Below are 23,817 nucleotides of genomic sequence, written 5' to 3'. Positions count from 1 at the left end.
CACGCACCTCCGAGGTTTACTCGATTGCGCGATTCGCCCGCCGACGGGAAACTTACCGGTTGATCGTCAATTCCAGGCACCGCCGGTGCCGACCGCATCGATACCACCATGAGCCAGATGACCCGCCACATTTTCCGGCTGCCGCATTCCGACTGCGAAGCCGCCATCCACGTCCAGGGCCCGGAATCCGGGCCGCCCGTTTTCATGGCGCATGCCATCCTCACGTCGTCGATGATGTGGGACAGCCAGGCCGCGCTGCTGGCCGCGCGCGGCTACCGCGTGCTGCGCGCCGACACGCGCGGGCACGGCGCATCGCAGGCGCCCGCCGCGCCGTACGCGATGGACGACCTGGTCGACGACATCGTCGACCTGCTCGACGCGCTGGCGATCGAGCGCGCGCACTACGTGGGGCTGTCGCTGGGCGGCATGGCCGGCTTCGGCCTGGGCATCCGGCACCCCGAGCGCGTGCTGAGCCTGTGCCTGTGCGACGCCCGCGCCGACGCCCCGGCCGATTTCGCCGCGCCGTGGGACGACCGGATCGCGCTGGCGCAGCGGCAGGGCTGCGCGGCGCTGGCCGACCCGACCATCGAGCGCTGGTTCGGCAAGGCCTTCGTCGACGCCCATCCCGACATCGCCGCGCGATTCCGGCAGGCGGCCGGCGCCACCGCCATCGACGGGCTGGTGGGCTGCGCGCGCGCGATCCAGGGCCTGGACTACCGCGCCGGCGTGGGGGGCATCGCGGCGCCGGTCACGATGATCGTTGGCGCCAACGATGCGGCGCTGCCACAGGCCATGAAAGACCTGCAGGGCGAAATACCGGGTGCCGCGCTGGAGGTGATCGACGGCGCCGGCCACCTGCCGAACATCGACCAGCCGGCGCGCTTCGACGCCGCGCTGCTGGGCCACCTGGCGCGCGCCGAAGAAGCGTTCTGAGGCGAGGGCGGCGCGCCGCCGTCCCCGGGGCCGCCCCGCGCCTGCCGCGGTGCGGTATCGTATGCGCTCTTTTCGCATACGCGCCATGGAACAGTTCGACCTCGACGACGGCACCGCCGACCGCTTCCTGCTCAATGCAGCGGGCGTGTCGCTGCTGGTGTTCTACAGCGCCGGCTGCGGCGATTGCCGCCTGGCGCGGGCGCGGCTGCCCGAAATGAACTTGCCGGTGCAGCGGATATGCTGGATCGACGCGGGCGCGAACGCCGGCCTGGCCGAGCGCTACGAGGTCTTCCACCTGCCCTCGATGTTCGTCACGCGCGACGGCGTGTTCTACGGCCCGGTGCAGGCCACGCTGAACGAGTGGGACATCAGGCGCCAGCTCGCGCTGGCGCAGACCAATCATCCGGCGGAACTGCCGTAGGCAACGCCCTTTACTTCAGCAGCCCGTCGATTACGCCGTTCAGCGTGGCGCTGGGCCGCATCGCGGCGCGGGTTTTGCCTTCGTCCGGCACGTAGTAACCGGCCAGGTCCACCGGCTTGCCCTGTACCGCCCCCAGCTCGGCCACGATCTTGGCCTCGTTGTCGGTCAGCGTCTTGGCCGCGTCGGCGAAATAGGCCTGCAGTTCCTTGTCTTCGGTCTGCTCGGCCAGCGCCTGCGCCCAGTACAGGCCCAGGTAGAAGTGGCTGCCGCGGTTGTCGAGGCCGCCCACCTTGCGCGCCGGCGACTTGTCGTTGTCGAGGAACTTGCCGGTGGCCTGGTCCAGCGTCTTGGCCAGCACCAGCGCCTTCGGGTTGTCATAGCTGCGGCCCAGGTGTTCCAGCGAGGCGGCCAGCGCCAGGAATTCGCCCAGCGAATCCCAGCGCAGGAAGCCCTCTTCCACGAACTGCTGCACGTGCTTGGGCGCCGAGCCGCCGGCGCCGGTCTCGAACAGCCCGCCGCCGGCCATCAGCGGCACGATCGACAGCATCTTGGCGCTGGTGCCCAGTTCCATGATCGGGAACAGGTCGGTCAGGTAGTCGCGCAGCACGTTGCCGGTGACCGAGATCGTGTCCTTGCCGGCGCGGATGCGCTCTACCGAGAACTTGGTGGCCTCGACCGGCGACAGGATGCGGATGTCGAGCCCGGTGGTGTCGTGGTCCTTCAGGTACTTCTCGACCTTGGCGATCAGCTGCGCGTCGTGGGCGCGGTTCTTGTCCAGCCAGAACACGGCCGGGGTATTGGTGATGCGGGCGCGGTTCACGGCCAGCTTGACCCAATCCTGTACCGGGGCGTCCTTGGTCTGGCACATGCGCCAGATGTCGCCGGCCTGCACCGCGTGCTCGATCAGCACCTTGCCGGTTTCGTCCGTCACGCGCACCGTGCCGTCGGCCGGGATCTGGAAGGTCTTGTCGTGCGAACCGTATTCCTCGGCCGCCTGTGCCATCAGGCCGACGTTGGGCACGCTGCCCATGGTGACCGGGTCGAAGGCGCCGTTCTTCTTGCAGTCTTCGATCACGGCCTGGTAGACGCCGGCGTAGCAGCGGTCGGGGATGACGGCCTTGGCGTCCTGCAGCTTGCCCTCGGCATTCCACATCTTGCCCGATTCGCGGATCATCGCCGGCATCGAGGCGTCGACGATGGTGTCGCTCGGCACGTGCAGGTTGGTGATGCCTTTGTCGGAATTGACCATCGCCAGCGGCGGCAGCGTGGCGTAGACGGCCTTGATGTCGGCCTCGATGGCGGCCTGCTGGTCGGCCGGCAGCTCTTTGATCTTGGTATAGAGGTCGCCGATGCCGTTGTTCGGGTCGAAGCCGACCTGCTTGAGCGCGTCGGCGTGCTTGGCCAGCACGTCTTTGTAGTAGACCGACACGGCGTGGCCGAAGATGATCGGGTCCGACACCTTCATCATGGTGGCCTTCAGGTGCACCGAGAACAGCACGCCCTGTTGCTTGGCGTCGGCGATCTGCGCTTCCAGGAAGCTGCGCAGCTTGGCCTTGCTCATCACGGCGGCGTCGATCAGCTCGCCCGCCTTGACCGGGGTCTTTTCCTTGAGCACCGTCTTGCTGCCGTCGGCGGCGGTGAGCTCGATCTTCACGTTGCCGGCCTGGGCGATCAGCGCGGATTTCTCGCTGCCGTAGAAGTCGCCGTCCTGCATGTGCGCCACGTGCGCCTTCGAATCGGCCGTCCACGGGCCCATGCGGTGCGGATGCTTGCGGGCGTAGTTCTTGACCGACAGCGGCGCGCGGCGGTCGGAATTGCCTTCGCGCAGCACCGGATTGACCGCGCTGCCCTTGACCTTGTCGTAGCGCGCCTTGACGTCTTTTTCGGTGTCGGTCTTGGCTTCGTCGGGATAGTCGGGCAGCTTGTAGCCCTTCTGCTGCAGTTCCTTGATGGCCGCCTTCAGCTGCGGGATCGAGGCGCTGATGTTGGGCAGCTTGACGATGTTGGCCTCGGGCCGGGTGGCCAGCTGGCCCAGCTCGGTCAGGGCGTCGCCGATGCGCTGGCTTTCGTCGAGGTAGTCGGGGAACACGGCGATGATGCGGCCGGCCAGCGAAATGTCGCGGGTTTCGACCACGACGCCGGACGATTTCGCGAAGGCCTGCACGATGGGCAGCAGCGAACGGGTGGCCAGCGCGGGGGCCTCGTCGGTCAGGGTGTAGATGATCTTCGAAGTAGTGGACATGGTCTCTTGAACCTTGCTTGAGTGCGGGGGTGCGGGATCGCGGGCACCGTCCGTCGCGGCCGGCGCGGGCGTTCCCCGGAATGTGCGGACGATGCGTCCCGGTCTGGGGCCGGATGAGCGCGCCCGTGATTCATGGCCATTGTCTCCAAAATCGCCGGTTTGGGCAAAAACGCCGCCCGGGCGGGCGCATTGGAGCGGCGCGGCTATTCCTTGCCGGCCTGACGCCGCGCGACGGCGCACAGCCATTCGCGGAACGCTTTCATAGGCGGGAAATCCACGCGGTGCGGCGGGGTGAAAAGGTAATATGACACGTCGCTGGGCATGGCGTGGCCGCAGGCCATGACCAGTTTGCCGCTTCGCAATTCCTCCTCGATCAGGAAGCGGGCCACCAGTCCGGCGCCGAGGTCGGCCGAGACCGCCTGCAGCAAATGCGACGTGAGCTCGAAAATAGGACCGGCGCGCATGCGGGACAAGGGCAATCCGTGCATGATGAACCAGTCGCGCCATACGTTCTGGCGCGCCGCCACTTGAAGCAACAGCAGATCGCAAAGCTCCGCCGGTTCGCTCGTGCGCATGCTGCTCGCCAGTCGCGGACTGACGACCGGCACGAGTTCCTCCTCCAGCAGCCTTTCCGAGACGGCTCCAGGCCAGTGGCCGTCAGGACTGTTGCTGATCGCGGCGTCCATGCCGGACCGCTCAATGTCGAACATGCCGATGCGCGAATGGATATGGACGAGGATATTGGGATTTTCGGCATAAAAGGCCGGCAACCTCGGCAATAGCCACTTGCTTGCCACCGACGGCAGTATCGCCAGGTGCAGCGAACCGCCCCCGCTGCGGTAAGCGATGGCCTGCAGCGTCGCGTCGCGGATCCGGCCCAGGCCGCTGCTGAGCTCGCGCAGGTACATCGCGCCGACGTCGGTCAGCTGGATGGTCCGGCCCACTCGCCGGAAAAGCTGGACTTCCAGCAGTTGCTCCAACGCTTGCACGTGCCGGCTGACGGCGCTCTGCGTCAGCGACAGTTCTTGCGCCGCACGCGTGAAGCTTTGGTGGCGTGCCGCCGATTCGAAAGCCAGAAGCAGCGACATGGATGGAGTCAATTTACGCGGATTCATTCATGAAACTCATGAAAAGCAGGAGCAAAACTCGTTTTTCCTGAGGGCATGGGGGATTCTAGACTTCATTTAATGAAAATGACTCTTCATGGAGACCTCATGCCCCGTATCGAATCCGTGTCCGTATGCATTGCCCGCGTACCGCTGGACCGGCCGGTCGCCTTCTCTACCCGCGTCGTGGCGGCACGCGAGTACTGCCTGGTGCGCGTTCGCTCCGCCGACGGCATCGAGGGCCTCGGCTACTGCTATGCGGTCAATACCTCGGGCATCGTGCTCGGTATGGCGGTAAGCGAACTGCTGGCGCCCGTCGTCGTCGGGCAGGAGTCTCTGCGCGTCGAAGGCCTGTGGCGCGAGATGTACCAGGAGGCGCTGCTGCAGGGCCGCGCGGGTGGGGTCATGCGGGCATTGTCTGCCATCGATACGGCCATCTGGGATCTCAATGCGCGGACGGCCGGGCTGCCGTTGTTCAGATACCTCGGCGCGGCCGTGCACGACCGGGTGCCGGCCTACGCAAGCGGCGGCTATTACCTGGAAGGCAAGACCAACGCCATGCTGGCCGAGGAAATGCGCAACCATGTCCGGGATGGTTTCAAGGCAGTCAAGATGAAGGCCGGCCGCCTGTCGCCGCGCGAGGAAGAAGCCAGGGTGGCCGCGGTGCGCGAGGCTATCGGCCCCGACGTGCTGCTGACGCTCGACATCAACAACGGATGGCGGGATCTGCCCACTGCTCTCGGATACGTGGCCCGCCTCGAGAAATACGACCCATACTGGATCGAAGAGCCGTTCTCGCCGGACGACATCGACAATCATGCCCGGCTGGCCAAGGCCACCCGCATCACGGTGGCGACCGGAGAAATCGAAGCCGGCCGCTGGCGCTTCAAGGATCTGCTGCAGAGGGAAGCCACCACGTTGCTGCAGACCGATGCGACCGTGTGCGGCGGCGTGACGGAATGGCGGCGTATCGCCGCCACCGCCTCCAGCTTCGGCGTTTCGGTATCGCCGCATGCGTGGCATGACTTGCATGTGCATCTGGTGGCATCCACGCCCAACGCCACCATGGTGGAGTGGATGCCCGACGACCACATCGTCAATTTCCGCCGCCTGATCGACCGGCAGTTGCGCGCCGAAGGCGGCGATATCCTGCTGCCGGTCGAGCCCGGCCTGGGCTTCCGCTTTTCCGCCGAGGCGATCGAACGCTATGGCGTGCCGCGCAGGGACGGCGGCGATCCATGGCATACAGTGGCTTGATACGGCCGCGAACGCATAATCATAGGAGACCATCATGAACCTGATCGGGCGGCTTTTCGCCGCACTGGCCTTTGCGGCCGTCATCCCCCTGTCCGCCATGGCCGGATATCCTGACAAGCCGGTGCGCATCGTGGTGGGTTTCCCGCCTGGAGGCACCGATGCCGCCGCCCGGTACGTGGCGCAGAAGCTGTCGGAAAAATGGAAGCAGGCGGTGATCGTCGACAACCGGCCGGGCGCGAGCGGCATGTTGGCCGCCCAGATCGTCGCCAAGTCGCCACCCGATGGCTATACCCTGATGGTATCGCCGCAGACCAGCATGGTCGTGGCGCCGGCGCTATATCCGTCGATGGCGTACGAGACGCTTAGGGATTTCACGCCTATCACAAATTTCGGCACGTCGCCGCAGGTGCTGGTCGTGCGGGCCGATTCGCCGATCCGCACGCTCTCAGACATCTCCAAGGAAAGGGGCAAGCTTGGCAGGCTCGCCTATGGCTCGGGCGGCAATGGTACCTCGCTTCATCTGGCCGGTGCGCTGCTGAACGAGCGGCTGAAGCTGGGCATGGACCACATCCCGTACAAGGGGGAGTCCGGTGCGCTGAAGGATCTGCTTGGCGGCGAAATACAGTTGATGTTCTCCAACCCGCCGCAAAGCATCGAGTTCATCCGCAGCGGCAGACTGCGGGCGATCGCGGTAACGAGCCCGGCGCGGCTGCCCATGCTGCCCGACGTACCCACTGTTGCCGAGAGCGGCCTGCCCAACTTCGATACGGCGACGTGGATCGGATTCTTCGCGCCGGCGGGCCTGCCGCCGGACGTGTTGCGGCGGGTCGCCGACGACATCATCGCCGTGCTGCACGATCCCGCCGCGCGCGAGTTCTGGCAACGCCAGGCCACCGAACTGGTGGGCGACAGCCCGGAGCACTTCCGTTCCTACGTGGAACAGGAATTGGTCAAGTGGAAGAAGATCGTCGTCGAAACCAAAGCTGAAGTGAACTGAGAAATCGCGCATGAACAATACATCGAACGTCATCACCGTCGGCGAAGTCGATATCGAGTACCGCGTGGTCTGCTGCGTGCCGCCGTGGCTGCCCGCGCCGCCGACTGTCCTGTTCTACAACGGCAATTCGCGCGGAATGGATATTTGGCTGCCGTGGGTGCCGGAATTGGCGAGACGTTATCGCGTCGTCATGTTCAATCCTCGCGGCATCGGCGCCAGCACGCATCCCGCGGCGGGGCAACGCTACGATGCCGACGTCCTGGTCCGCGATGCCATGGGGCTGCTGGATGCGGTGGGCGTACGCGAGGCGCACTGGATCGGGGAGTCCTCCGGCGGCGTGCTGGGGCTTGCCGCCGCGCTGGCGTTTCCCGAGCGCCTGGCCTCGCTGGTTCTGATCAATACGCCTTTCCGCTTTCCCAGAAGCGTCGGCGAAATCTATTTGCTCGGCGAAAAAGATTTCGCGACCACTATCGGCAAGTATGGCGTGGAGGATTGGAGCCGCCGGACCCTGGCCTACCGCCTCGATCTCGCCAAGGCGAGTCCGCAATTGCAGGAATGGCTGGTCAAGGAAATGGGCAAGGTGCCGCCGCAGGTCATGATCGACCACTTCCAGCTTTCGATCGACGCCGACCTGGTCAAGAGCGCCCCGGCGCTCAAGCTGCCGATTCTGAATCTCGTCGGTGACGGCAGCCCGCTCGCCGAGAAAAGCCAGATGGAGTACGTGCAGCGCCATCTGCCGGACGCGGAACTCGTGGTCATCGACGGCTACGGGCACGGCGTCAATCTGCTGGCGCCGGAACTGTGCGTCGAACGCACGCTGGCATTCCTCGCCCGACTTTCGCCGACGTGATCGAGCCGAAGGCGGCCGGACGGCCGCAGCCTGCCGCCGCCGCGGTGCGCTGGTCGGCCGGCGTCAACCGGCCCCGGTGCGCGCTGCCGCAGCCGGCAACCGATTGTCACCATCACCTGTATGACGATCGGCTAGCCGTTGCGCCAGGCGCTTTCCTGCAGCCCCCCGAGGCTACGGTGGAAGACTACCGCGCCCTGCAGCGCCGGCTCGGCCTTGCGCGTAACGTGCTGATTCAGCCCTCGACCTACGGCACCGACAACCGCGGCCTGGTCGTAGGCCTGGAACGATTCGGTCCGGCGTATGCGCGCGGCATTGCAGTCGTCGACCGCCATGCGGGAGAGGACGTGCTGCGCCGATTGAACGATGCGGGCGTTTGCGGACTGCGGATCAATGCCATCGCGCGGCCGGCCGACGGCGACCATGCCAATGTGGTCGCACTGGGCCGGCGCTGCGCCGACCTGGGCTGGCATCTCGAAATCAACGCGAGCGCGGATTGGATAGCCGCTGCCGCGGCGCTGCTGCGCGGCCTGCCGTGTCCGGTCGTGTTCGATCACCTGGGCCATCTGCCGCAACCGCGCGGCAACGGGCATCCGGCTTTTTCCATCATGCGCGGGTTGCTGGATGCCGGGCGCGGCTGGATCAAGCTGACGGGGCTGTACAACGACAGCCGGCGCGGCCCCCCGCGTTACGAAGACAGTGCGGCGGTCGCCGCGGCTTTCGCCGCGTTCGCCCCCGAGCGAGCGGTGTGGGGCAGCGACTGGCCGCATCCGACGGAGCCGGCGCACGCCAAGCCCAACGATGCGGATCTGCTCGACCTCTTGTTGGAATGGGTTCCCGATGATGCCGCGCTCAGGCGCATTCTGGTCACGAATCCTGCGCTGCTGTACGGGTTTCCTCTTCCGCCGGAGAACGACGCCTTTGGTGCCGGGAATCTTCCCGAGCGGTAAGGGCGCTGCCGCGGCGTTCGCCGATGGCGCGACACCCGAACCCCGATGGCATTGGGACGCGTTGCAAGGTATGGTGGAAGCATAGTCAGAAAAAAGCGCTTCCACCAAAAGCGACGCTCATCGCGAGGAGACATGCTATGACAGGGACGATTTTCGGGCTCAATCAGGTACATGGCCGCCCGCAACGCTCGCGTATCACACGCAGCGGCGCCCGGCCGCGCGCGGGATCGCCGGCTGCAATGGCGCTAAGTGCCATTGTGGCAATGGCTGCGTGGATCTGGGCACCGCCCGCCGCCGCCCAGGCCTGGCCGGCCAAGCCGGTGCGCATCATCGCGCCGTTCCCGCCCGGCGGCTTCACCGACGTGGTCACGCGCCAGGTGGCCGCCCGGCTGTCGGCCGAGCTGGGGCAGACCTTCGTGGTCGAGAACAAGCCCGGCGCCGGCACCAACGTGGGCACCGAAACGGTGGTGCAGGCCGAACCCGACGGCTACACGCTGCTGATGGGAACTTCCAGCCTGGCCATCAACCGCACGCTGTACGCCAAGCTGCCGTTCGACGCCGAGCGCGACCTGAAGCCGCTGGGCACCTTCGCCTCCACCGGCTACACGCTGATCGCCAACAATTCCCTGCCGGCCGACAGCGTGGCCGCGTTGATATCTCTGGCCAAGGCCAAGCCCGGCGCGCTGTTCTTCGGCTCGTCTGGCAACGGAGCCGTCAACCATCTTGCCGGCGTGCTGTTCACGTCGATGGCCGGCGCGCCGATCCAGCACATTCCGTACAAGGGCAGCCAGGCCGCCATCGCCGACCTGATCGGCGGCCGCATACAGCTGTTCTGGGCCTCCAACCTGGAAGCGATGCCAGTGCTCAAGGCCGGGCGCGTCAAGGCGCTGGGCGTGACGACCGCCGACCCGGTGCCGGTGCTGCCCGGCGTGCCGCCCATCGGCGCCACCGTGAAGGGCTACGAGGCGGTCTACTGGATGGGACTGTTCGCGCCCGCCGCCACGCCGGCCGCGGTGGCCGACAAGCTGTCGGCCGCGCTGCGCAAGATCGCCACTTCGGCCGACATGCAAAAGGCACTGCAGGACCAGGGAGCGCAGACGATGTTTCGCGACCCGGCGCAGACGGCGGCGCTGCTGAAGTCGGATACCGGAGTCTGGGGCAAGGTGGTGCGCGAATCGGGCGCGAAGGTGGACTAGATGACGGACCGTCAGGCGGTGGTGATGTTGCCGGGGCATTTGTGCACCGGGGCGCTGTGGCGGGCGCAGTGCGAGAATCTGGCCGACGTGGCGGATTGCCTGCCGCTGGAGCTGGACACGGGCAGCTCGATGGCGGAGATCGCGCGGTCGGTGCTGGACCGGGCGCCGCCCCGCTTCGCGTTGACGGGGCTGTCGATGGGCGGGCACGTGGCGATGGAGGTGATGCGGCAGGCGCCCGAGCGGGTCGAGCGGCTGGCGCTGATCGACACGCGGGCCGGCGTCGACTCGCCCGAGCGGCTGGCCGTGCGCCAGCGCGACGAGGAACTGGTCGAACGCGACGGGCTGGCGGCGCTGATACGGCTTTGCCCGGACCGCTGGATGTCGCCCGCGCACGCGCAGGATCCGCGGCTGCGCGGCCTGGTCGAGTCGATGGCGGCGCAGGTGGGGCCGAAGGTATGGCGCCAGCAGCTGGATGCCCTGCTTTCGCGGATCGACTCGCGCCCCTCCTTGCGGGCGATCCGTTGCCCCACGCTGATCATGTGCGGCCGGGAGGACGTGGCCAATCCCCTGTGGATGCACGAAGAGATGGCCGCGCTGATTCCCGGCGCGCGGCTTGAGGTGATCGAGGATTGCGGGCACCTGTCGCCGATCGAGCAGCCGGCGGTGGTGTCGGCGGCGCTGCGCCGGTGGCTGCGGTGGTGAGCGGCCGGGGCCGCGTCACCGCCAATGCCCGCACACCTGGTCGATCAACCCGCGCAGCCAGCGGTGCAGCGGGTTGTTGTGCGTGCGGTCGTGCCACATCTGCACCACGTTGATCGCGGCCAGCGGCAGCGGCGGCTCGAAGATCCGGATCGGCGCGATGTCGGTGAAGCGCTGCGCCACCCGTTCCGGCAGCGTGGCCACCAGGTCGGTCTGCGCCACGATGAACGGCACGCCCAGGAAGGTCGGCTTGGACAGCGCCACGCGCCGCCGGCGGCCGGCGCTGCGCATGGCGTCGTCGACCAGCGCGTTGTACATGGTGGCGCCCTCGGCCGGCTCGATGGCGATGTGGGCGAAATCGCAGAAGCGCTCCAGCGATAGCGGGCGTTCGAACAGCGGATGGCCGGCGCGGGCGATGCCCACCAGCCGGTCCGAGAACAGCGGCCGGGTGCGGATGTTGTCGGGCGGTTCCGGGAAATAGGACAGCGCCAGGTCGATCTCGCCGTTGCTCATGACTTCGCCCAGGCGGCGCGGATTGGGGCCGGCGATGCGCAGCGACACGCCCGGCGCCAGCCGCTGCAATTCGCTCAGCAGGCGCGGCATGACGACGAAATCGATGTAGTCGATCACGATCATCGTCACCGTTTCCTGCGCCTGGGCCGGATCGAACGGCTGCTGTTCGCCCAGCAGCATGTCGACGCTGCGCAGGATCTCTTCCACCTGCGGCACCAGGCTGCGCGCCTTTTCGGTGGCGATCAGGCCGCTGTGCGATTTCACCAGCAGCGGATCGTGGAACATCACGCGCAGCTTGGACAGCGCCAGGCTCATCGACGACTGGCTCACGTCGAGCCGGTAGGCCGCGCGCGTGACGTGGCACTCGCGCATCAGCGCGTCGAACGCCACCAGCAGGTTCAGGTCCACGTCCCGCAGCCGCAATGTCTTTCTCCGGCAAAACCCTTGCTCGTTTTCGTTGCGCAGCGCACCAACGAGAAATCGATAGCGGCTATCGGCGAGGCTGATTGTAGCGGCCGCCGAACCGGTCTTTTAATGGTGGCGGCCGCCCGGCGCTCGCCCGGCGCGGCATCTGCCATCGAAGAGGAGAATGCGATGAGTCTTCCGACCATACGCGTGACGCGCGAAGAAATGCGCAAACGGGTCGCCCTGTTCAGCGAAATCAAGGGCTACGACGGCGGTCTGCCCGACAGCCGCTACCCCGGCGCCGAACGCACGCTCTACAACGTGATCGGCTTCCAGCCGCCCGAGGGCGACCCGGGCCGGGTATCGCCGGTGGGCGCGCAGGCCGCAGAGCATGCCGCCATCAAGATCAACGAAGGCTTCAACCTGGGTTTCTGCGAGGCATCGCCCGGCAAGGGGCCGATGATGCACAACCACGATACCAACGAGACCTTCATGCCGCTGAGCGGGCGCTGGCGCTGTTCGTGGGAGGTCGACGGCCGGGTCGAGTCGTTCGACCTTGGCCCGCGCGACGTCATTTCCTTTCCCGCCGGGGTGCAGCGCCGGTTCGAGAACATTACCCACGAAGAGCCGGACCGCAAGCATTGGCTGCTGTTCGTGATCGGCGGCAACGCGCCGCAGGCCGAGTTCTCGCCGGAGGCGATGGCCGAACTCAAGGCCAGGGGCTACGTCGATGACGACGGCGGATATTGAGTCGCAGCGCGCCTGGCTGGCCGGGCTGGAGGCGCGCCATCCCTGGCATTCGCTGGTGGTGGACGGCCACGAATGGCGCTGGCTGGACACCGCCCGGCCCGGGCCGGCGGCGGTGCTGCTGCCCGGCTCGGTGGGCGACGGCGCGATGTTCGGCCGCATCCTGCTGTCGCTGGGCCGGCGCGCGAGGCTGGTGGCGGTGACCTATCCGGCGCTGTCGGAGCCGCAGGCGCTGGCCGCCGGCCTGGCGGCGGTGATGGACCACCTGCGCCTGCCCCGCGCGACGGTGGCCGGGTCGTCGTTCGCCGCGTACTGGGCCCAGTTCTTCGCGCTGGCCCATCCGCAGCGCGTGCATGCGCTGATCATCGGCAACGGCTTCACCGACGGCGCAGACCTGGCGGCCAATCCGCTGTTCGACCGCGCGCATGTGGAATCGACCCCGGCCGCTGCGCTGCACGCCGAATGGCTGGCGCGGGTGCGGGCCACGCCGCCGTCGCCGCTGCAGGCCCTGCAGGAAATCATGCTGGCCGAGCGCCAGCAGCCGGACAACCTGCGCGCCCGCTTCCTGGGCGTGGTGAAGGCGAGCGCCTGCCCGCCGTTGCCGCTGGCGCCGGCGGCCGTCACCGTGCTCGACTGCGACGACGATCCGCTGATACCGCCGGCCGCCCGTGCCCGGCTGCGGGCCCGCTATCCCGGCGCCCGCCACGTCTGCCTGCCGCGCGGCGGACACTATCCGCATCTGCTGAACCCGGAGGAATATGAGAGGCTGCTGGAAACAGCCATGCAGTGACCCCATGCAAGCGATCCACGAACACGACCATTACAACGACGATACGGAGACACAGGAATGAAGCTTGGTCAGATATTCGCCGCCGCGACGATGATGGCCTGCGCGCTGGCCGCGCGCGCCGACACCTTTACCCTGCGCATGGGTTCGGGCCATACCACCGGCCTGACCTACGTGGCCGTCTACGACGACTTCTTCGCCAAGGAGGTAGCGGCGCGCGTCAAGGCGCAGACGGGCCACACGGTGCGCTTCATCAAGGCCTGGGGCGGCAGCGTGGCCAAGGTGGACGGCACCATCGAGGCGGTGCAGAAGGGCACGCTCGACATCGGCCTGTCGCCGATCGGCTTCGAGCAGTCGCGCGCCGGGCTGCTGAACTACAGCGCCTATGTGCCCTTCACCTCGCCCGATCCGATGCTGCAGCACAAGGTGGCCACCCGCATGCTCAAGGAAGTGCCGGCCCTGCAGGAGAGCATGAAGCCCTACAACAGCTACGTGCTGGGTTCGATGGTGTCGGAAGCCTACGGCATCTCCAGCCGCTTCGACTGGAACACGGCCGCCGAGCTCAAGGGCAAGCGCATCGCGCTGGCCGGCACCAACGCGCCGCTGTTCCTGCCATTGGGCGCGGTACCGGTCACGCTGGGCATCGGCGAGCACTACCAGGCGATGCAGAACGGCCTGGCCGACGGCAGCCTGTTCTACATGTCGGGCATGGAGGCGTTCAAGCTGAAGGAAGTGGCCAAGTTCTTCAACAAGACGGGCTTCGGTTCGCTCAGCACTCTGGTGGCTTTCATGAACATGGACACCCGGCGCAAGCTGCCGCCGCAGGTGGTGGCCATCATCGACCAGGTGGCCGGCGAAGCTTCGACCCGCGTGGCCGAGATCAGCAAGCGCCGCGACCAGGAAGTGGAGGCGCGGCTGAAGGCGGAGGGTATCAAGATCAACACCCTGCCCGAAGCCGAACGCCGCCACTGGGCCGGCCTGCTCAAGGACCTGCCCGGCAGGGCGGCCAAGGAGCTCGACGGCAAGGGCTACCCCGCCACCGAAGTGCTGAAGACCTACATCCGCTTCCTGGACGAGGCCGGGTACGAGTTCCCGACGGACTACCCGCTGTAGGAGGCCTGTACATGAAGACCTGTATCGACAGGCTGCTGCTGTGGCTGCACGTGGCCGGCGCCTGCGTGGTGGCGGCGCTGACGCTGGTGATCGTCTACGACGTGGCGGGCCGGCTGCTGCTGAACCGGCCGTTCGCCGGCACGGCCGAACTGGTGGGCGTGGGCCTGGTGCTGCTCACCTTCCTGCAGGCGCCCTACGTCATCCGCCAGCGCAAGCTGCTGCGCGTGACCTTCCTGCTGGACCTGCTGCCGGCTGGCGCGCGCAGCGGGCTGAACGCCCTCGCCTACGCCTTGGGGGCGGCGTTCTTCGCGGCGATGGCGGCAGTGTCGTGGGAGCCGGCGGTGGCCGGCTGGTCCACCGGCGAGTTCTTCGGCAACGACGCCTTCCGCATCGCCGCCTGGCCATTGCGCTTCGGCACGCTGGCGCTGTGGATCGTGGCCGCGCTGGTGTGCCTGCTCTATGTGGTGGACGGCCTGTGCGGCCGTCTTGGCGACAAAGACGACCAACTGCCGGAATGAGGAACGTAGATGGCCTATGAAATGTGGGGCGGGCTGGTCGCGCTGGCCGTGCTGGCGATCCTGGGCGTGCCGGTGGTCTTCGCCTTCGCGGCCGCCGCCGGCTTCGGGCTGTACTTCGCGCTGGGCGGGCTCGAGCCCGCCGTCGACCTGCTGCAGCAGACGGCGTTGTCGGGCATCAAGGAATACAACTTCGTCGTCATTCCGCTGTTCACCGTCATGGGCATGCTGATCGCCCACTGCGGCGCGGCCGGCGACCTGTTCAGCGTGGTCAATCGCATGCTCAAGGGCGTGCCGGGCCGGCTGGCGGTCGCCACGGTGGGCGGCAACGCCATCTTCGCGGCGGTGACCGGGGTCGGCGTGGCCGCGGCGGCGGCGTTCAGCCACGTGGCGTATCCGGCCATGCGCGACAACCGCTACCGCCGCAGCTACGCGGTCGGCTGCATCGCCGGCAGCTCGGTGCTGGGCCTGCTGATCCCGCCGTCGGTGTTCATGATCGTGTGGGCGATCCTCACCGAGCAGTCGGTGGGCCGGCTGTTCGCCGCCGGCGTCTTCCCCGGCATCCTGCTCGCGCTGCTTTATGCGCTGTATTGCGTGGCGGCGGCGCGGCTGCGGCCCGAACTCGCGCCCGAGGGCGAGGGCGCCGCCGCGCCGCTCACGCCGGCCCAGGTCTCCGGCTCGCTCGGCGTGTGCCTGCTGATCGCCGTCACGCTGGGCGGGATCTGGTTCGGCTACTTCACGCCGACCGAAGGCAGCGCCGTAGGCCTGTTCGGGGCCGCCATCCTGGCCGTGGCCAAGGGCATGCGGCTGCGCGGGCTGTTCCGCGCCTTCGTCGAGTCGGGGCGTACCGTCACGCCCATCATGCTGCTGCTGCTGACGGCCGTGATGTACAGCAAGCTGATCGCGCTCAACGGCATTCCGCAGCAGGTGCAGGAGACGCTCGAGTCGATGGGCCTGGGACCGGGGCAGACCATGCTGTTCATGGTGGCGGTGTGGTTCCTGCTGGGCATGCTGATCGACAGCATTTCGATCATGCTGCTGACGGTGCCGATCTTCTGGCCGGTGGCGGCCAGCCTGGGTCTGGATCCCGTCGTGTTCGCGCTGATCGGCATCCTGGTGATCGAGGCCGGCGTGCTGACGCCGCCGTTCGGCATCGGGGTGTTCGTGGTGAAGGCGGCGATCCCGGATCGCGACATCACGGTGCGGCAGATTTTCGCGGGGGCGGCGCCGTACTGGATCCTGATCCTGTTCGTGGCGTGGGTGGTGTACGAGTGGCCGCCGCTGGCCACGTGGCTGCCGGGCCGGATGTAGCGGGCCGCGCCATCGGCGGGCGGGCGCAGCGGCGCTCAGCCCGCGCCCGTGGCCGCGATGGCCTCCGTCGCCCCTTCGGCCGCCTCGCGGATGTGCCGCGTCAGCACGGCCAGGAAGGCCGAGGTCGCGACGCTGACCGGATTGCGCGGATGGGTCACGCATACCAGTTGGCGCCGCAGCACGGGCGACACGATCGCATGGCAGCGGTAGGCCGGCCGCCGCAGCAGCCGCCGGACGGCGATGCGGGGCAGCAGGGTGGCGAAGTCGCTCTCGTGCACCAGCCGCAGGATGGTGCCGATCGAATCGATCTCCACCGCCGGCGACAGGTCCACTTCCTCGGCCTGCGCGAAATTCTCGATGATCAGCCGCAGGCCGTGCTGGCGTGTGGGCAAGGCCATGCGCAGCGACGATAGGTGCCGGAACGGCACCTCCGGCGGCAGGGCCGGATGCGACAGTCCCGTGATCAGCACCAGGTCCTCTTCCACGATCACTTCGGTATTCAGCGACAGCGAGCGGCGCGGCTTGTTGGTGATGGCCGCGTCCAGCTGCGTGCCGGCCACCGCGTCGGCCAGCCCGCCGCTATAGCCGTCGGTCAGCATCAGGCCGACCTTGGGATGGGCCGCGGAAAATTCCAGCAGCGCGCCGACCAGCACGCCCTGCGAGATGCTGGCCACGGTGCCGACCCGCACCTGGCCGGTCAGCTCGCCCGAGCTGTTCATCATCTGCTCGCGGGCGCGCGTGAAGTCGCCGAGGATCGGCAGGAACAGCCGGTACATCTGGCGGCCCTCTGCCGTGGGCTCCACGCCGCGCTTGGTGCGCAGGAAGAGCTGCTGGCCCAGCTCGTTTTCCAGCCGCGCGATCTGCATGCTGAGGGCCGGCTGCACGATGTTCAGGCGGCGGGCGGCCCGTGTGACCGACCGCTCTTCATAAAGGCAAAGAAAGTACTGGACCTGGCGGATTTCCACGTCATTGCTCCTGGGGCGGGCTGGTCGGGGCGGCGATTCATCATCATAGATGATGATCATGTCCATAAACATATATTAATTGACTTGATGATAGGCCGATTCCTAGACTGCCCTTCGCTCGAACGACACGAACACGAGGAGACGATGTGGACAACAAAGCCGGAAATGGAACCCCTGTGAACGAATCGCGCCGCAGCGTGCTGGGCGCGCTGGCGGGCTCGGCCGCCCTGCTGGGCGGCAGCGGCATTCTCCCGGCCGCCGCGGCCCAGGCCTATCCGAACCGTACGGTCCGGCTGGTAGTGGCGTGGCCGCCCGGATCGTCTACCGATACCAGCGCCCGCATCCTGGCCCAGAAGATGGGGGAGGCGCTGGGCCAGACCTTCGTGGTGGAAAACCGCGCCGGCGCCAGCGGCATCATCGGCGCGGAATCGGTGGCGCGATCCGCGCCCGATGGCTACACCCTGCTTTTCAATACTTCCAACCAGGCCTCCAACAAGCTGGCCTTCGCCAAGCTGCCGTACGACCCGATTACAGACTTCGCGCCGATCTGTCGCGGCTATCGCAATGTGCTCGTACTGGTTGCCCATCCTTCCCTGCCGGCCAGAAACTTCGCCGAGTTCCTCGACTATGCGAAGAAGTCGCCCGGCAAGCTGAGCTTCGGATCGCCCGGCGTGGGCACGCCCCACCAGCTGGCCGGCGAACTGCTCAAGCAGGTCGCCGATATCGAGATAGAACACGTCCCGTACAAGGGGGGCGGGCCGGCCGCCGTCGACCTCATCAGCGGGCAGATCCCGCTGGCCATCGCGAGCCTGGTCGCGGTCCTGCCCAATATCCGCAGCGGCCAGATCCGCGCCCTCGCGATTACCGAGAAGGCGCGCTACGCCGAGCTGCCCGAGGTGCCGACCATCGCCGAGACCTTCCCGGGCTTCGACGTGTCGGGCTGGGGCGGCATGTTCGCCCCGGCCGGCACGCCGGCGCCCATCGTACGGACGCTGAATGCCGAAATGGCGCGCGCGCTGAGGCGCGGCGACGTCAGCCAGACCATGAACGGCAACGGCCTGGTGCCGTGGCCGTCGACGCCCGACGAACTGGCGCAGCTGGTGCGCGACGACATCGACCGCTGGACAGCGGTGGCCCGCTCCGGCGTCAAGTTCAGCTAATCGCGTTTCCAATCGAGGAAGAAGAAGTCGGCATGGAGAACCAATCCGAAGCACGGCCGGACGCCCACCAGCCCCTCGCGGGCCTCGTGGTGGTCGAGTTCGGCCACAGCGTGGCGGCGCCATTCGCCGGCCACGTCCTGGCGGACCTGGGCGCCACGGTGCTCAAGGTGGAAAAGCCGGAAGACGGCGACGACACGCGTTCCTGGGGCCCGCCGTTCGTCAACGGCACCGCCTGCACCTTTCAGGCGCTCAACCGCAACAAGCACTCGCTGGCGATCGACCTGAAGGATCCGGCCCAGCGCAAGACCCTGCGCCACTACATCGCCGACCGGGTCGACGTGGTCCTGCAGAACATGCGGCCCGGGCTGATCGCCCGCATGGAACTAGACGCCGCGACGCTGCGGGCGGCCGATCCGCGGCTGATCTACTGCAATATGCACGCCTTCGGCGCTTCCGGACCGCTGGCCGGCCGGCCCGGCTACGACCCGCTGATGCAGGCCTTCGGCGGCATCATGAGCGTGACGGGCGAGCCCGGCCGGCCGCCGGTGCGGGTGGGGCCGTCGATGGTGGACGTGGGAACGGGCATGTGGACGGTCATCGGCATCCTGTCGGCGCTGCACCGGCGCGCCGCCACGGGCGAGGGCTGCGAAATCGACACCTCGCTGTTCGAGACCAGCCTGTCGTGGATGCAGTCGCACATCGCCTCTTTCATGGCCACCGGCAAGGTGCCCGGCAAGCGCGGCACCGAGCATCCCACGCTGGTGCCGTACAAGGTGTTCAAGGCGGCCGACGACTACCTGTCGATCGCGGCCGGCAACGACAACATCTTCCGCCGCCTGGCCGGCGCGCTGGGGCGGCTCGACTGGCTCGACGACGCGCGCTTCGCCACCAACCCCGAACGCGTGCGCAACCGCGAAACGGTCAACGAGGCGGTGGCGGCGGTGGTCGCCACGCGCCCGCGCGGCGAATGGCTCGCGCTGCTGGAGGCGGCCGGCGTGCCGTGCGCGCCGCTGCAGACGCTCGACCAGGTCATGCAGCATCCGCAAACCCGGGCGCTGGGCATGCTGCAGCGGACGCCCGACGGCAGCGTATCGCTGATGGGCCTGCCGGTCTCGTTCGACGGCGTGCGGCCGCCGCTGCGCAAGGCGCCTCCCGAGCTGGGCGCCGATACCCATCTGATACTGGAACACAGGAGCGAGACCCGATGAGCGTCGAAGCCAATGACAGCGGACTGACCATGGTGCCTTACGGCGAGGACTATCCGGAGATACGGCAATCGATACAGGCCATCTGCAAGGACTTCCCCGGCGAATACTGGCGCGACCAGGAGGCGCGGCACGAGCACGCGCAGGAATTCACGCAGGCGATGACCGACGCCGGCTACCTGTCGGCGCTGATTCCCGAGGAGTACGGCGGCGCGGGCCTGCCGATCCGCGCCGGCGGCGTGGTGTTCGAAGAGATCACCGCCGCCGGCTGCAGCGCCAGCAACATCCGCGCCCAGGCCTACATGATGAAGATCCTGGTCAAGCACGGCACGCCGCGGCAGCGCGAACGCTACCTGCCGGACATCGCGTCGGGCAGGCTGCGCTTCCAGTCCTTCGGCGTGACCGAGCCGACCACCGGTTCCGACACGCTGAACCTGAAGACCACCGCGGTGCGCGACGGCGACCACTACGTGGTCAACGGCCAGAAGATCTGGACCTCGCGCGCGAAGAATTCCGACCTGATGGTGCTGCTGGTGCGCACCACGCCGGCCGACCAGGTCAAGCAGCGCACCGACGGCCTGTCGGTGCTGCTGGTCGACATCCGCGAGTCGCTGGGCAAGGGCATGACCATCCGGCCGATCGAAACCATGGTGAACCACCAGACCAACGAAATCTTCTACGACAATCTGCGCGTGCCGGTGGAGAACCTGATCGGCGTGGAGAACAAGGGCTTCCGCGTCATCCTCGACGGCATGAATTCCGAGCGCATCCTGCTGGCGCACGAGTCGCTGGGCGATTGCCGCTACTTCATCGACAAGGCCGTGAACTACGCCAAGGAACGCGTGGTGTTCGGCCGCCCCATCGGCCAGAACCAGGGCATCCAGTTCCCGCTCGCCCGCTGCTACGCGCAGTACCGCGCCGCCGACCTGATGGTTCGCACCGCGTGCGCGCTGTTCGACGCCGGCCAGCCCTGCGGCGAGCAGGCCAACCTGGGCCGCCTGCTGAGTTCGGAAGCCGCGTGGAGTTCCGGCGAAGAATGCATGCAGACCCACGGCGGCTTTTCGGTGGCGCGCGAGTACGATATCGAACGCAAGTGGCGCGCCGCCCGGCTGCAGCGCATCGCGCCTATATCGACCAACCTCATCCTGGCCTTCATCGGCCACAACGTTCTCGGCCTGCCCAAGTCGTATTGAGCGCCGGCCGCGCAACGCTCCAGGAGACCCAGATGAACGATTTGCCCAGCCGCATCCACATCAAGGAAGAAGGCCCGCGCGAGGGCTTCCAGTTCGAGAAGGCGCCGATCCCCACGGCGCGCAAGATCGAGCTTATCGATGCCCTGTCCCGGGTCGGCATCCGCCAGATGCAGATCGTGTCCTTCGTCAATCCCAAGGCCGTGCCGGGCATGGCCGACGCCGAGGCGGTGGTGGCGGGCATCACGCCGGTGCCGGGCGTGTCGTACAAGGCCCTCTGGTTCAACGAGGCCGGCCTGGAGCGCGCGATCGCCGCCGGCCGCATCGACGTCAAGGGCTCGATCTCCCTCAGCGCGTCGGACCGCTTCCTGCAGAAGAACCTGAACCGGACGCCATCGCAGCAGCTGGCCACCCTCCACGGCATGCTGCACGGTTATCGGGAACGCGGCATCGGCCTCGATCGCGTCACCATCATGGCCGCCTTCGGCTGCAATTACGAAGGCGACGTGCGGCCGGACAAGGTGGTCGGCCTGGTCGGCCAGGCCATCGACGTGGCCGCCGAGCATGGGTTGTCGATCGGCTCGCTGTCGCTGGCCGACACCATGGGCTGGGCCACGCCGCTGGCCATCAAGCGCACCGTGGGCGCCATCCGCGCCAGGTATCCGGAGGTGACGCTGGAATTGCACCTGCACGATACGCGCGGCATGGGGATCGCCAACGCCTACGCCGGCCTGGAAATGGGCATAGACCGTTTCGACGCTTCGGTGGCGGGCCTGGGCGGCTGCCCCTTCGCGGCCAACGCGGGCGCCGCGGGCAACGTCTGTACCGAAGACCTGGTCTTCATGTGCGAGGAAATGGGCATCGAGACCGGCATCGACCTCGAGGCATTGATCGAGTGCGCGCGGCTGGCGCAGGACGTCGTGGGCCATCCGCTGCCCGGCGCGGTAATGGTGGGCGGCAGCCTGCGCCGGGTGCGCGAACGCATCGCCCAGGCGGCCGCGGCCTGATCCGCGGCTGGGCTAGCCGGGCGGGCCGCGCAGCAGGCCGGCCAGCTCGGCGATGCGTGGATCGCCGGGGCCCAGCGCTAGCCGGCATACCGGATCGGCGGCGGCAGGCGCGCCGCCGTATTCGAAGCAATCGCGGGCCTTTTCCACCAGTTCGGCGTCGGCCAGCGGCTGGCCCAGGCCGCCGCGCAGCCGCTCGACCCGGCGTTCCAGCCGCCGGCCGTCGCGCAGCACGAGCGCGACGCCGGTCCAGCGCGGCGTGTCGGGGCCTTCGGCCTCGCGCACGTCGACCCGCTCCATGAAATCCTGGATCTCCGGCCGCAGCACCGCGGCGTCGGTGAACGAACCGAGCCGTATCGCGCCGTCGCGCAGCGCGGCGGCAATGGCATAAGGCATGCTGAACCTGGCGTCCAGGCCGGCGCGGGGGCGTGGGCATACCAGCGGGATGAAGGAGCGCGGGCTGCCGGCGATTTCGGCCCGCGCGACGTCTTCCAGCGCCAGGCCGTGCTCCGCCCGCAGCGCCAGCACGCCGTCGAGCGCGCGGTGCGCGGCATAGCACATCGGATATTTCTTGATCTCGATGCCGGTTTCCAGGATGGCCGGCGGTTCCCGGCCGAGCCGCGCCAGCGCGCCGTTCAGCGTGGGCGGCCCGCCGTACAGGGCCAGATAGCCCTGCCGGCCGTCGAGCGCCGTGGGCGACGCGGTGAAGCCGGCCTCGGCCAGCAGCGCGCAGCGGACCGCCGCCGCGGCGGCATGGCCGGCGTGCAGCGGCTTGCACATGGTGCCGAAGTTTTCCAGCGTGCCGCTGGCGTGCGAGACGGCGATGCCGAGCGCGTGCGCCGTCCGGCCGGCATCCAGGCCGAGCAGGTGGGCGCAGGCCGCGGCGGCGCCGAGCATGCCGATGGTGGCCGTGGTGTGCCAGCCGCGCGGGTATTGGGCGGGCATGACCGCCCGGCCCAGGGTACAGGCCACCTCGAAGCCGGCAACGTAAGAGACGGCGAGCTGCTCCAGGGTGCGCCCGCGCGGCTGGCCCAGCGCCATCAGCGCCGGCACCAGGCAGGCGCTGGGGTGCCCGCGCATCGGCGTGGCGACGTCGTCGTAATCCAGCGCGTGCGCGAGCGTGCCGTTGGCCAGCGCCGCGCCTTCCTCGTCCACGCGCCAGGGCGCGGACCAGACCTGCGCCGCGCCGGCGCCCGCGCGGCCGCGCACCAGGCCGACGATGGCGGCGGCCACCGGCTCGCCGGCCGCCGCCGCGGCCACCGCCACCGTGTCCAGCACCGCGCGGCGCACCGCATGCCGTGCGGACGGCGCGGCGCGCGAGGCGTCGAACGATGCCAGGTAGCCTGCCAGCGTCCGCGCAGCGCTCATTTCCCCTGCCACACCGGCGCGCGTTTCTCCAGGAAGGCGCGGGCGCCTTCCTTGCGGTCTTCCGACGCATACGGATCGGGGCCGACATCGAGCCGCAGCGCGGACAGCAGCGGCATGCCCACCGTCTTGCGGCTGGTCAGCTTCATCCGGTGCAGCGACAGCGGCGCCGAGGCGGCGATCTCCGCCGCCAGCTCCTGCGCCACGGCGGCCAGCTCGTCGGGCGGGGCGATGCGGTTCACCAGCCCCCAGCGCGCGGCTTCCTCCAGCGATACCTTGCGGCCCGAGTACAGCCATTCCATCGCGATGCCGGGGGGAATCATCTGCGGCAGCACCACCGACGCGAAATGCGCTCCCATGCCGCGCCGCGCCTCGGGCAGGCAGAACCATGCGGTCTCGCTGGCCACCCGCAGGTCGCAGGCCAGCGCCAGCTCGAAGCCGCCGGCCGTGGCCGGGCCGTTGACGATGCCCAGGATGGGCTTGCGCGACTCGAGCATGATCTCGAAGGGCGTGCGTTCGGGCTGGTGCAGCGGGCCGCGGTAGCGGGTGCCGCTCTCGTCCATCGCGCGGGCGTCCTTCAGGTCGGCGCCGGCGCAGAACGAGGTGCCGGCGCCGGTGATGGTGATCAGCGACACGGCGGGGTTGACGTCGGCTTCCAGGATGGCGGCGCGCAAGGCGGCGTTCATGTCGCGCGACAGCGCGTTGCGGCGTTCCGGGCGGTTCAGGGTCAGGCGGCAGACCCTGTCTTCGATCGAGATGCTGAGGATTTCCTCGGTGGGCATGTGGTCCTCGTGCTCTGGTGGAAAGTGCCGACAGAGTCTAAGAGCCGCTTTTCATCATGTAAATTAATATATATTGATTCTCATGATCATAAGCGGTGATGACGGGA

General features: G+C 68.1%; 23 protein-coding genes. 17 read left to right on the top strand and 6 right to left on the bottom strand.

Features of this window, described 5'->3' with window-relative positions; all coding sequences use genetic code 11:
- Window positions 1-108 precede the first annotated feature (108 nt).
- Both ABD927_RS12350 and ABD927_RS12345 read left to right on the top strand, forming a co-directional pair.
- Complete coding sequence (locus ABD927_RS12350) at window positions 109-933, top strand: alpha/beta fold hydrolase (RefSeq protein ID WP_345249777.1); 825 nt, start codon at window positions 109-111, stop codon at window positions 931-933.
- Window positions 934-1,018: 85 nt separating this feature from the next.
- The gene (locus ABD927_RS12345) at window positions 1,019-1,354 is read left to right on the top strand and encodes a thioredoxin family protein (RefSeq protein ID WP_345249775.1); all 336 of its coding nucleotides are present in this window, start codon (window positions 1,019-1,021) and stop codon (window positions 1,352-1,354) included.
- A gap of 10 nt (window positions 1,355-1,364) precedes the next feature.
- On the opposite strand, the gene ABD927_RS12340 is transcribed toward ABD927_RS12345, so the two are convergent.
- Both ABD927_RS12340 and ABD927_RS12335 read right to left on the bottom strand, forming a co-directional pair.
- Entirely contained in the window at window positions 1,365-3,596 is a 2,232-nt protein-coding gene (locus ABD927_RS12340; RefSeq protein WP_345249773.1) for an NADP-dependent isocitrate dehydrogenase, read from the bottom strand.
- A 203-nt stretch (window positions 3,597-3,799) separates the two neighbouring features.
- A complete protein-coding gene (locus ABD927_RS12335; RefSeq protein WP_345249771.1) occupies window positions 3,800-4,711 on the bottom strand; it encodes a LysR substrate-binding domain-containing protein in 912 nt (303 codons plus the stop codon).
- A gap of 99 nt (window positions 4,712-4,810) precedes the next feature.
- Here ABD927_RS12335 and ABD927_RS12330 point away from each other — a divergent pair, with 99 nt between their 5' ends.
- From ABD927_RS12330 to ABD927_RS12305, 6 genes are all read left to right on the top strand, one after another.
- The gene (locus tag ABD927_RS12330; protein WP_345249769.1) at window positions 4,811-5,959 is read left to right on the top strand and encodes a mandelate racemase/muconate lactonizing enzyme family protein; all 1,149 of its coding nucleotides are present in this window, start codon (window positions 4,811-4,813) and stop codon (window positions 5,957-5,959) included.
- Between the two features lie 34 nt (window positions 5,960-5,993).
- Window positions 5,994-6,956: a Bug family tripartite tricarboxylate transporter substrate binding protein gene (locus ABD927_RS12325; RefSeq protein WP_345249767.1), complete on the top strand. Its 963-nt coding sequence runs from the start codon at window positions 5,994-5,996 to the stop codon at window positions 6,954-6,956.
- A gap of 10 nt (window positions 6,957-6,966) precedes the next feature.
- On the top strand, window positions 6,967-7,806 hold the full coding sequence (locus ABD927_RS12320) for an alpha/beta fold hydrolase (RefSeq protein ID WP_345249765.1): 840 nt from the start codon (window positions 6,967-6,969) through the stop codon (window positions 7,804-7,806).
- On the top strand, window positions 7,803-8,753 hold the full coding sequence (locus tag ABD927_RS12315) for an amidohydrolase family protein (RefSeq protein ID WP_345249763.1): 951 nt from the start codon (window positions 7,803-7,805) through the stop codon (window positions 8,751-8,753). Before ABD927_RS12320 ends, ABD927_RS12315 begins: the two co-directional genes overlap by 4 nt.
- Window positions 8,754-9,016: 263 nt before the next feature.
- Window positions 9,017-9,949, top strand: coding sequence for a tripartite tricarboxylate transporter substrate-binding protein (locus ABD927_RS12310; RefSeq protein WP_345249761.1), 933 nt, complete (start codon window positions 9,017-9,019; stop codon window positions 9,947-9,949).
- The gene (locus ABD927_RS12305) at window positions 9,950-10,651 is read left to right on the top strand and encodes an alpha/beta fold hydrolase (RefSeq protein WP_345249759.1); all 702 of its coding nucleotides are present in this window, start codon (window positions 9,950-9,952) and stop codon (window positions 10,649-10,651) included.
- Window positions 10,652-10,666: 15 nt separating this feature from the next.
- Here the strand turns inward: ABD927_RS12305 and ABD927_RS12300 are convergent, their stop codons facing one another.
- Window positions 10,667-11,584 (bottom strand): LysR family transcriptional regulator, encoded by a 918-nt coding sequence (locus tag ABD927_RS12300; protein WP_345249757.1) that lies wholly within the window; start codon window positions 11,582-11,584, stop codon window positions 10,667-10,669.
- A gap of 171 nt (window positions 11,585-11,755) precedes the next feature.
- Here ABD927_RS12300 and ABD927_RS12295 point away from each other — a divergent pair, with 171 nt between their 5' ends.
- The 5 genes from ABD927_RS12295 to ABD927_RS12275 are packed head-to-tail and all read left to right on the top strand — an operon-like array spanning window position 11,756 to window position 16,039.
- Window positions 11,756-12,316, top strand: coding sequence for a cupin domain-containing protein (locus ABD927_RS12295; RefSeq protein ID WP_345249755.1), 561 nt, complete (start codon window positions 11,756-11,758; stop codon window positions 12,314-12,316).
- On the top strand, window positions 12,297-13,103 hold the full coding sequence (locus ABD927_RS12290; RefSeq protein ID WP_345249753.1) for an alpha/beta fold hydrolase: 807 nt from the start codon (window positions 12,297-12,299) through the stop codon (window positions 13,101-13,103). Before ABD927_RS12295 ends, ABD927_RS12290 begins: the two co-directional genes overlap by 20 nt.
- Window positions 13,104-13,160: 57 nt before the next feature.
- Window positions 13,161-14,213 carry a TRAP transporter substrate-binding protein DctP gene (gene dctP / locus ABD927_RS12285; protein WP_345249751.1) on the top strand — a complete coding sequence of 351 codons (1,053 nt, stop codon included), beginning with the start codon at window positions 13,161-13,163 and terminating at the stop codon, window positions 14,211-14,213.
- Between the two features lie 11 nt (window positions 14,214-14,224).
- A complete protein-coding gene (locus ABD927_RS12280; RefSeq protein WP_345249749.1) occupies window positions 14,225-14,731 on the top strand; it encodes a TRAP transporter small permease in 507 nt (168 codons plus the stop codon).
- Window positions 14,732-14,740: 9 nt separating this feature from the next.
- Window positions 14,741-16,039: a TRAP transporter large permease gene (locus ABD927_RS12275; RefSeq protein WP_345249747.1), complete on the top strand. Its 1,299-nt coding sequence runs from the start codon at window positions 14,741-14,743 to the stop codon at window positions 16,037-16,039.
- A 35-nt stretch (window positions 16,040-16,074) separates the two neighbouring features.
- On the opposite strand, the gene ABD927_RS12270 is transcribed toward ABD927_RS12275, so the two are convergent.
- Complete coding sequence (locus tag ABD927_RS12270; protein ID WP_345249745.1) at window positions 16,075-17,004, bottom strand: LysR family transcriptional regulator; 930 nt, start codon at window positions 17,002-17,004, stop codon at window positions 16,075-16,077.
- Between the two features lie 176 nt (window positions 17,005-17,180).
- On the opposite strand from ABD927_RS12270, the gene ABD927_RS12265 reads away from it, so the two are divergent.
- From ABD927_RS12265 to ABD927_RS12250, 4 genes are read left to right on the top strand one after another with little or no spacing between them, the layout of a single operon-like run.
- On the top strand, window positions 17,181-18,164 hold the full coding sequence (locus ABD927_RS12265) for a Bug family tripartite tricarboxylate transporter substrate binding protein (RefSeq protein WP_345249743.1): 984 nt from the start codon (window positions 17,181-17,183) through the stop codon (window positions 18,162-18,164).
- Window positions 18,165-18,196: 32 nt separating this feature from the next.
- Window positions 18,197-19,372 (top strand): CaiB/BaiF CoA transferase family protein, encoded by a 1,176-nt coding sequence (locus ABD927_RS12260; RefSeq protein WP_345249741.1) that lies wholly within the window; start codon window positions 18,197-18,199, stop codon window positions 19,370-19,372.
- Window positions 19,369-20,562, top strand: a complete 1,194-nt coding sequence (locus tag ABD927_RS12255; protein WP_345249739.1) for an acyl-CoA dehydrogenase family protein — start codon at window positions 19,369-19,371, stop codon at window positions 20,560-20,562. Before ABD927_RS12260 ends, ABD927_RS12255 begins: the two co-directional genes overlap by 4 nt.
- 32 nt (window positions 20,563-20,594) lie before the next feature.
- Entirely contained in the window at window positions 20,595-21,566 is a 972-nt protein-coding gene (locus tag ABD927_RS12250; RefSeq protein ID WP_345249737.1) for a hydroxymethylglutaryl-CoA lyase, read from the top strand.
- A gap of 12 nt (window positions 21,567-21,578) precedes the next feature.
- On the opposite strand, the gene ABD927_RS12245 is transcribed toward ABD927_RS12250, so the two are convergent.
- Both ABD927_RS12245 and ABD927_RS12240 read right to left on the bottom strand, forming a co-directional pair.
- The gene (locus ABD927_RS12245) at window positions 21,579-22,931 is read right to left on the bottom strand and encodes an MmgE/PrpD family protein (protein WP_345249735.1); all 1,353 of its coding nucleotides are present in this window, start codon (window positions 22,929-22,931) and stop codon (window positions 21,579-21,581) included.
- Window positions 22,928-23,710, bottom strand: coding sequence for an enoyl-CoA hydratase/isomerase family protein (locus ABD927_RS12240; RefSeq protein ID WP_345249733.1), 783 nt, complete (start codon window positions 23,708-23,710; stop codon window positions 22,928-22,930). The genes ABD927_RS12245 and ABD927_RS12240 overlap by 4 nt, the downstream gene beginning before the upstream one ends.
- Window positions 23,711-23,817 lie beyond the last annotated feature (107 nt).

Source organism: Pigmentiphaga soli (assembly GCF_039541095.1).
Taxonomy (GTDB): Bacteria; Pseudomonadota; Gammaproteobacteria; order Burkholderiales; family Burkholderiaceae_B; genus Pigmentiphaga; species Pigmentiphaga soli.
Note: the sequence above shows the minus strand (reverse complement) of the source record. Positions and strands in the feature narration are given on the sequence as shown.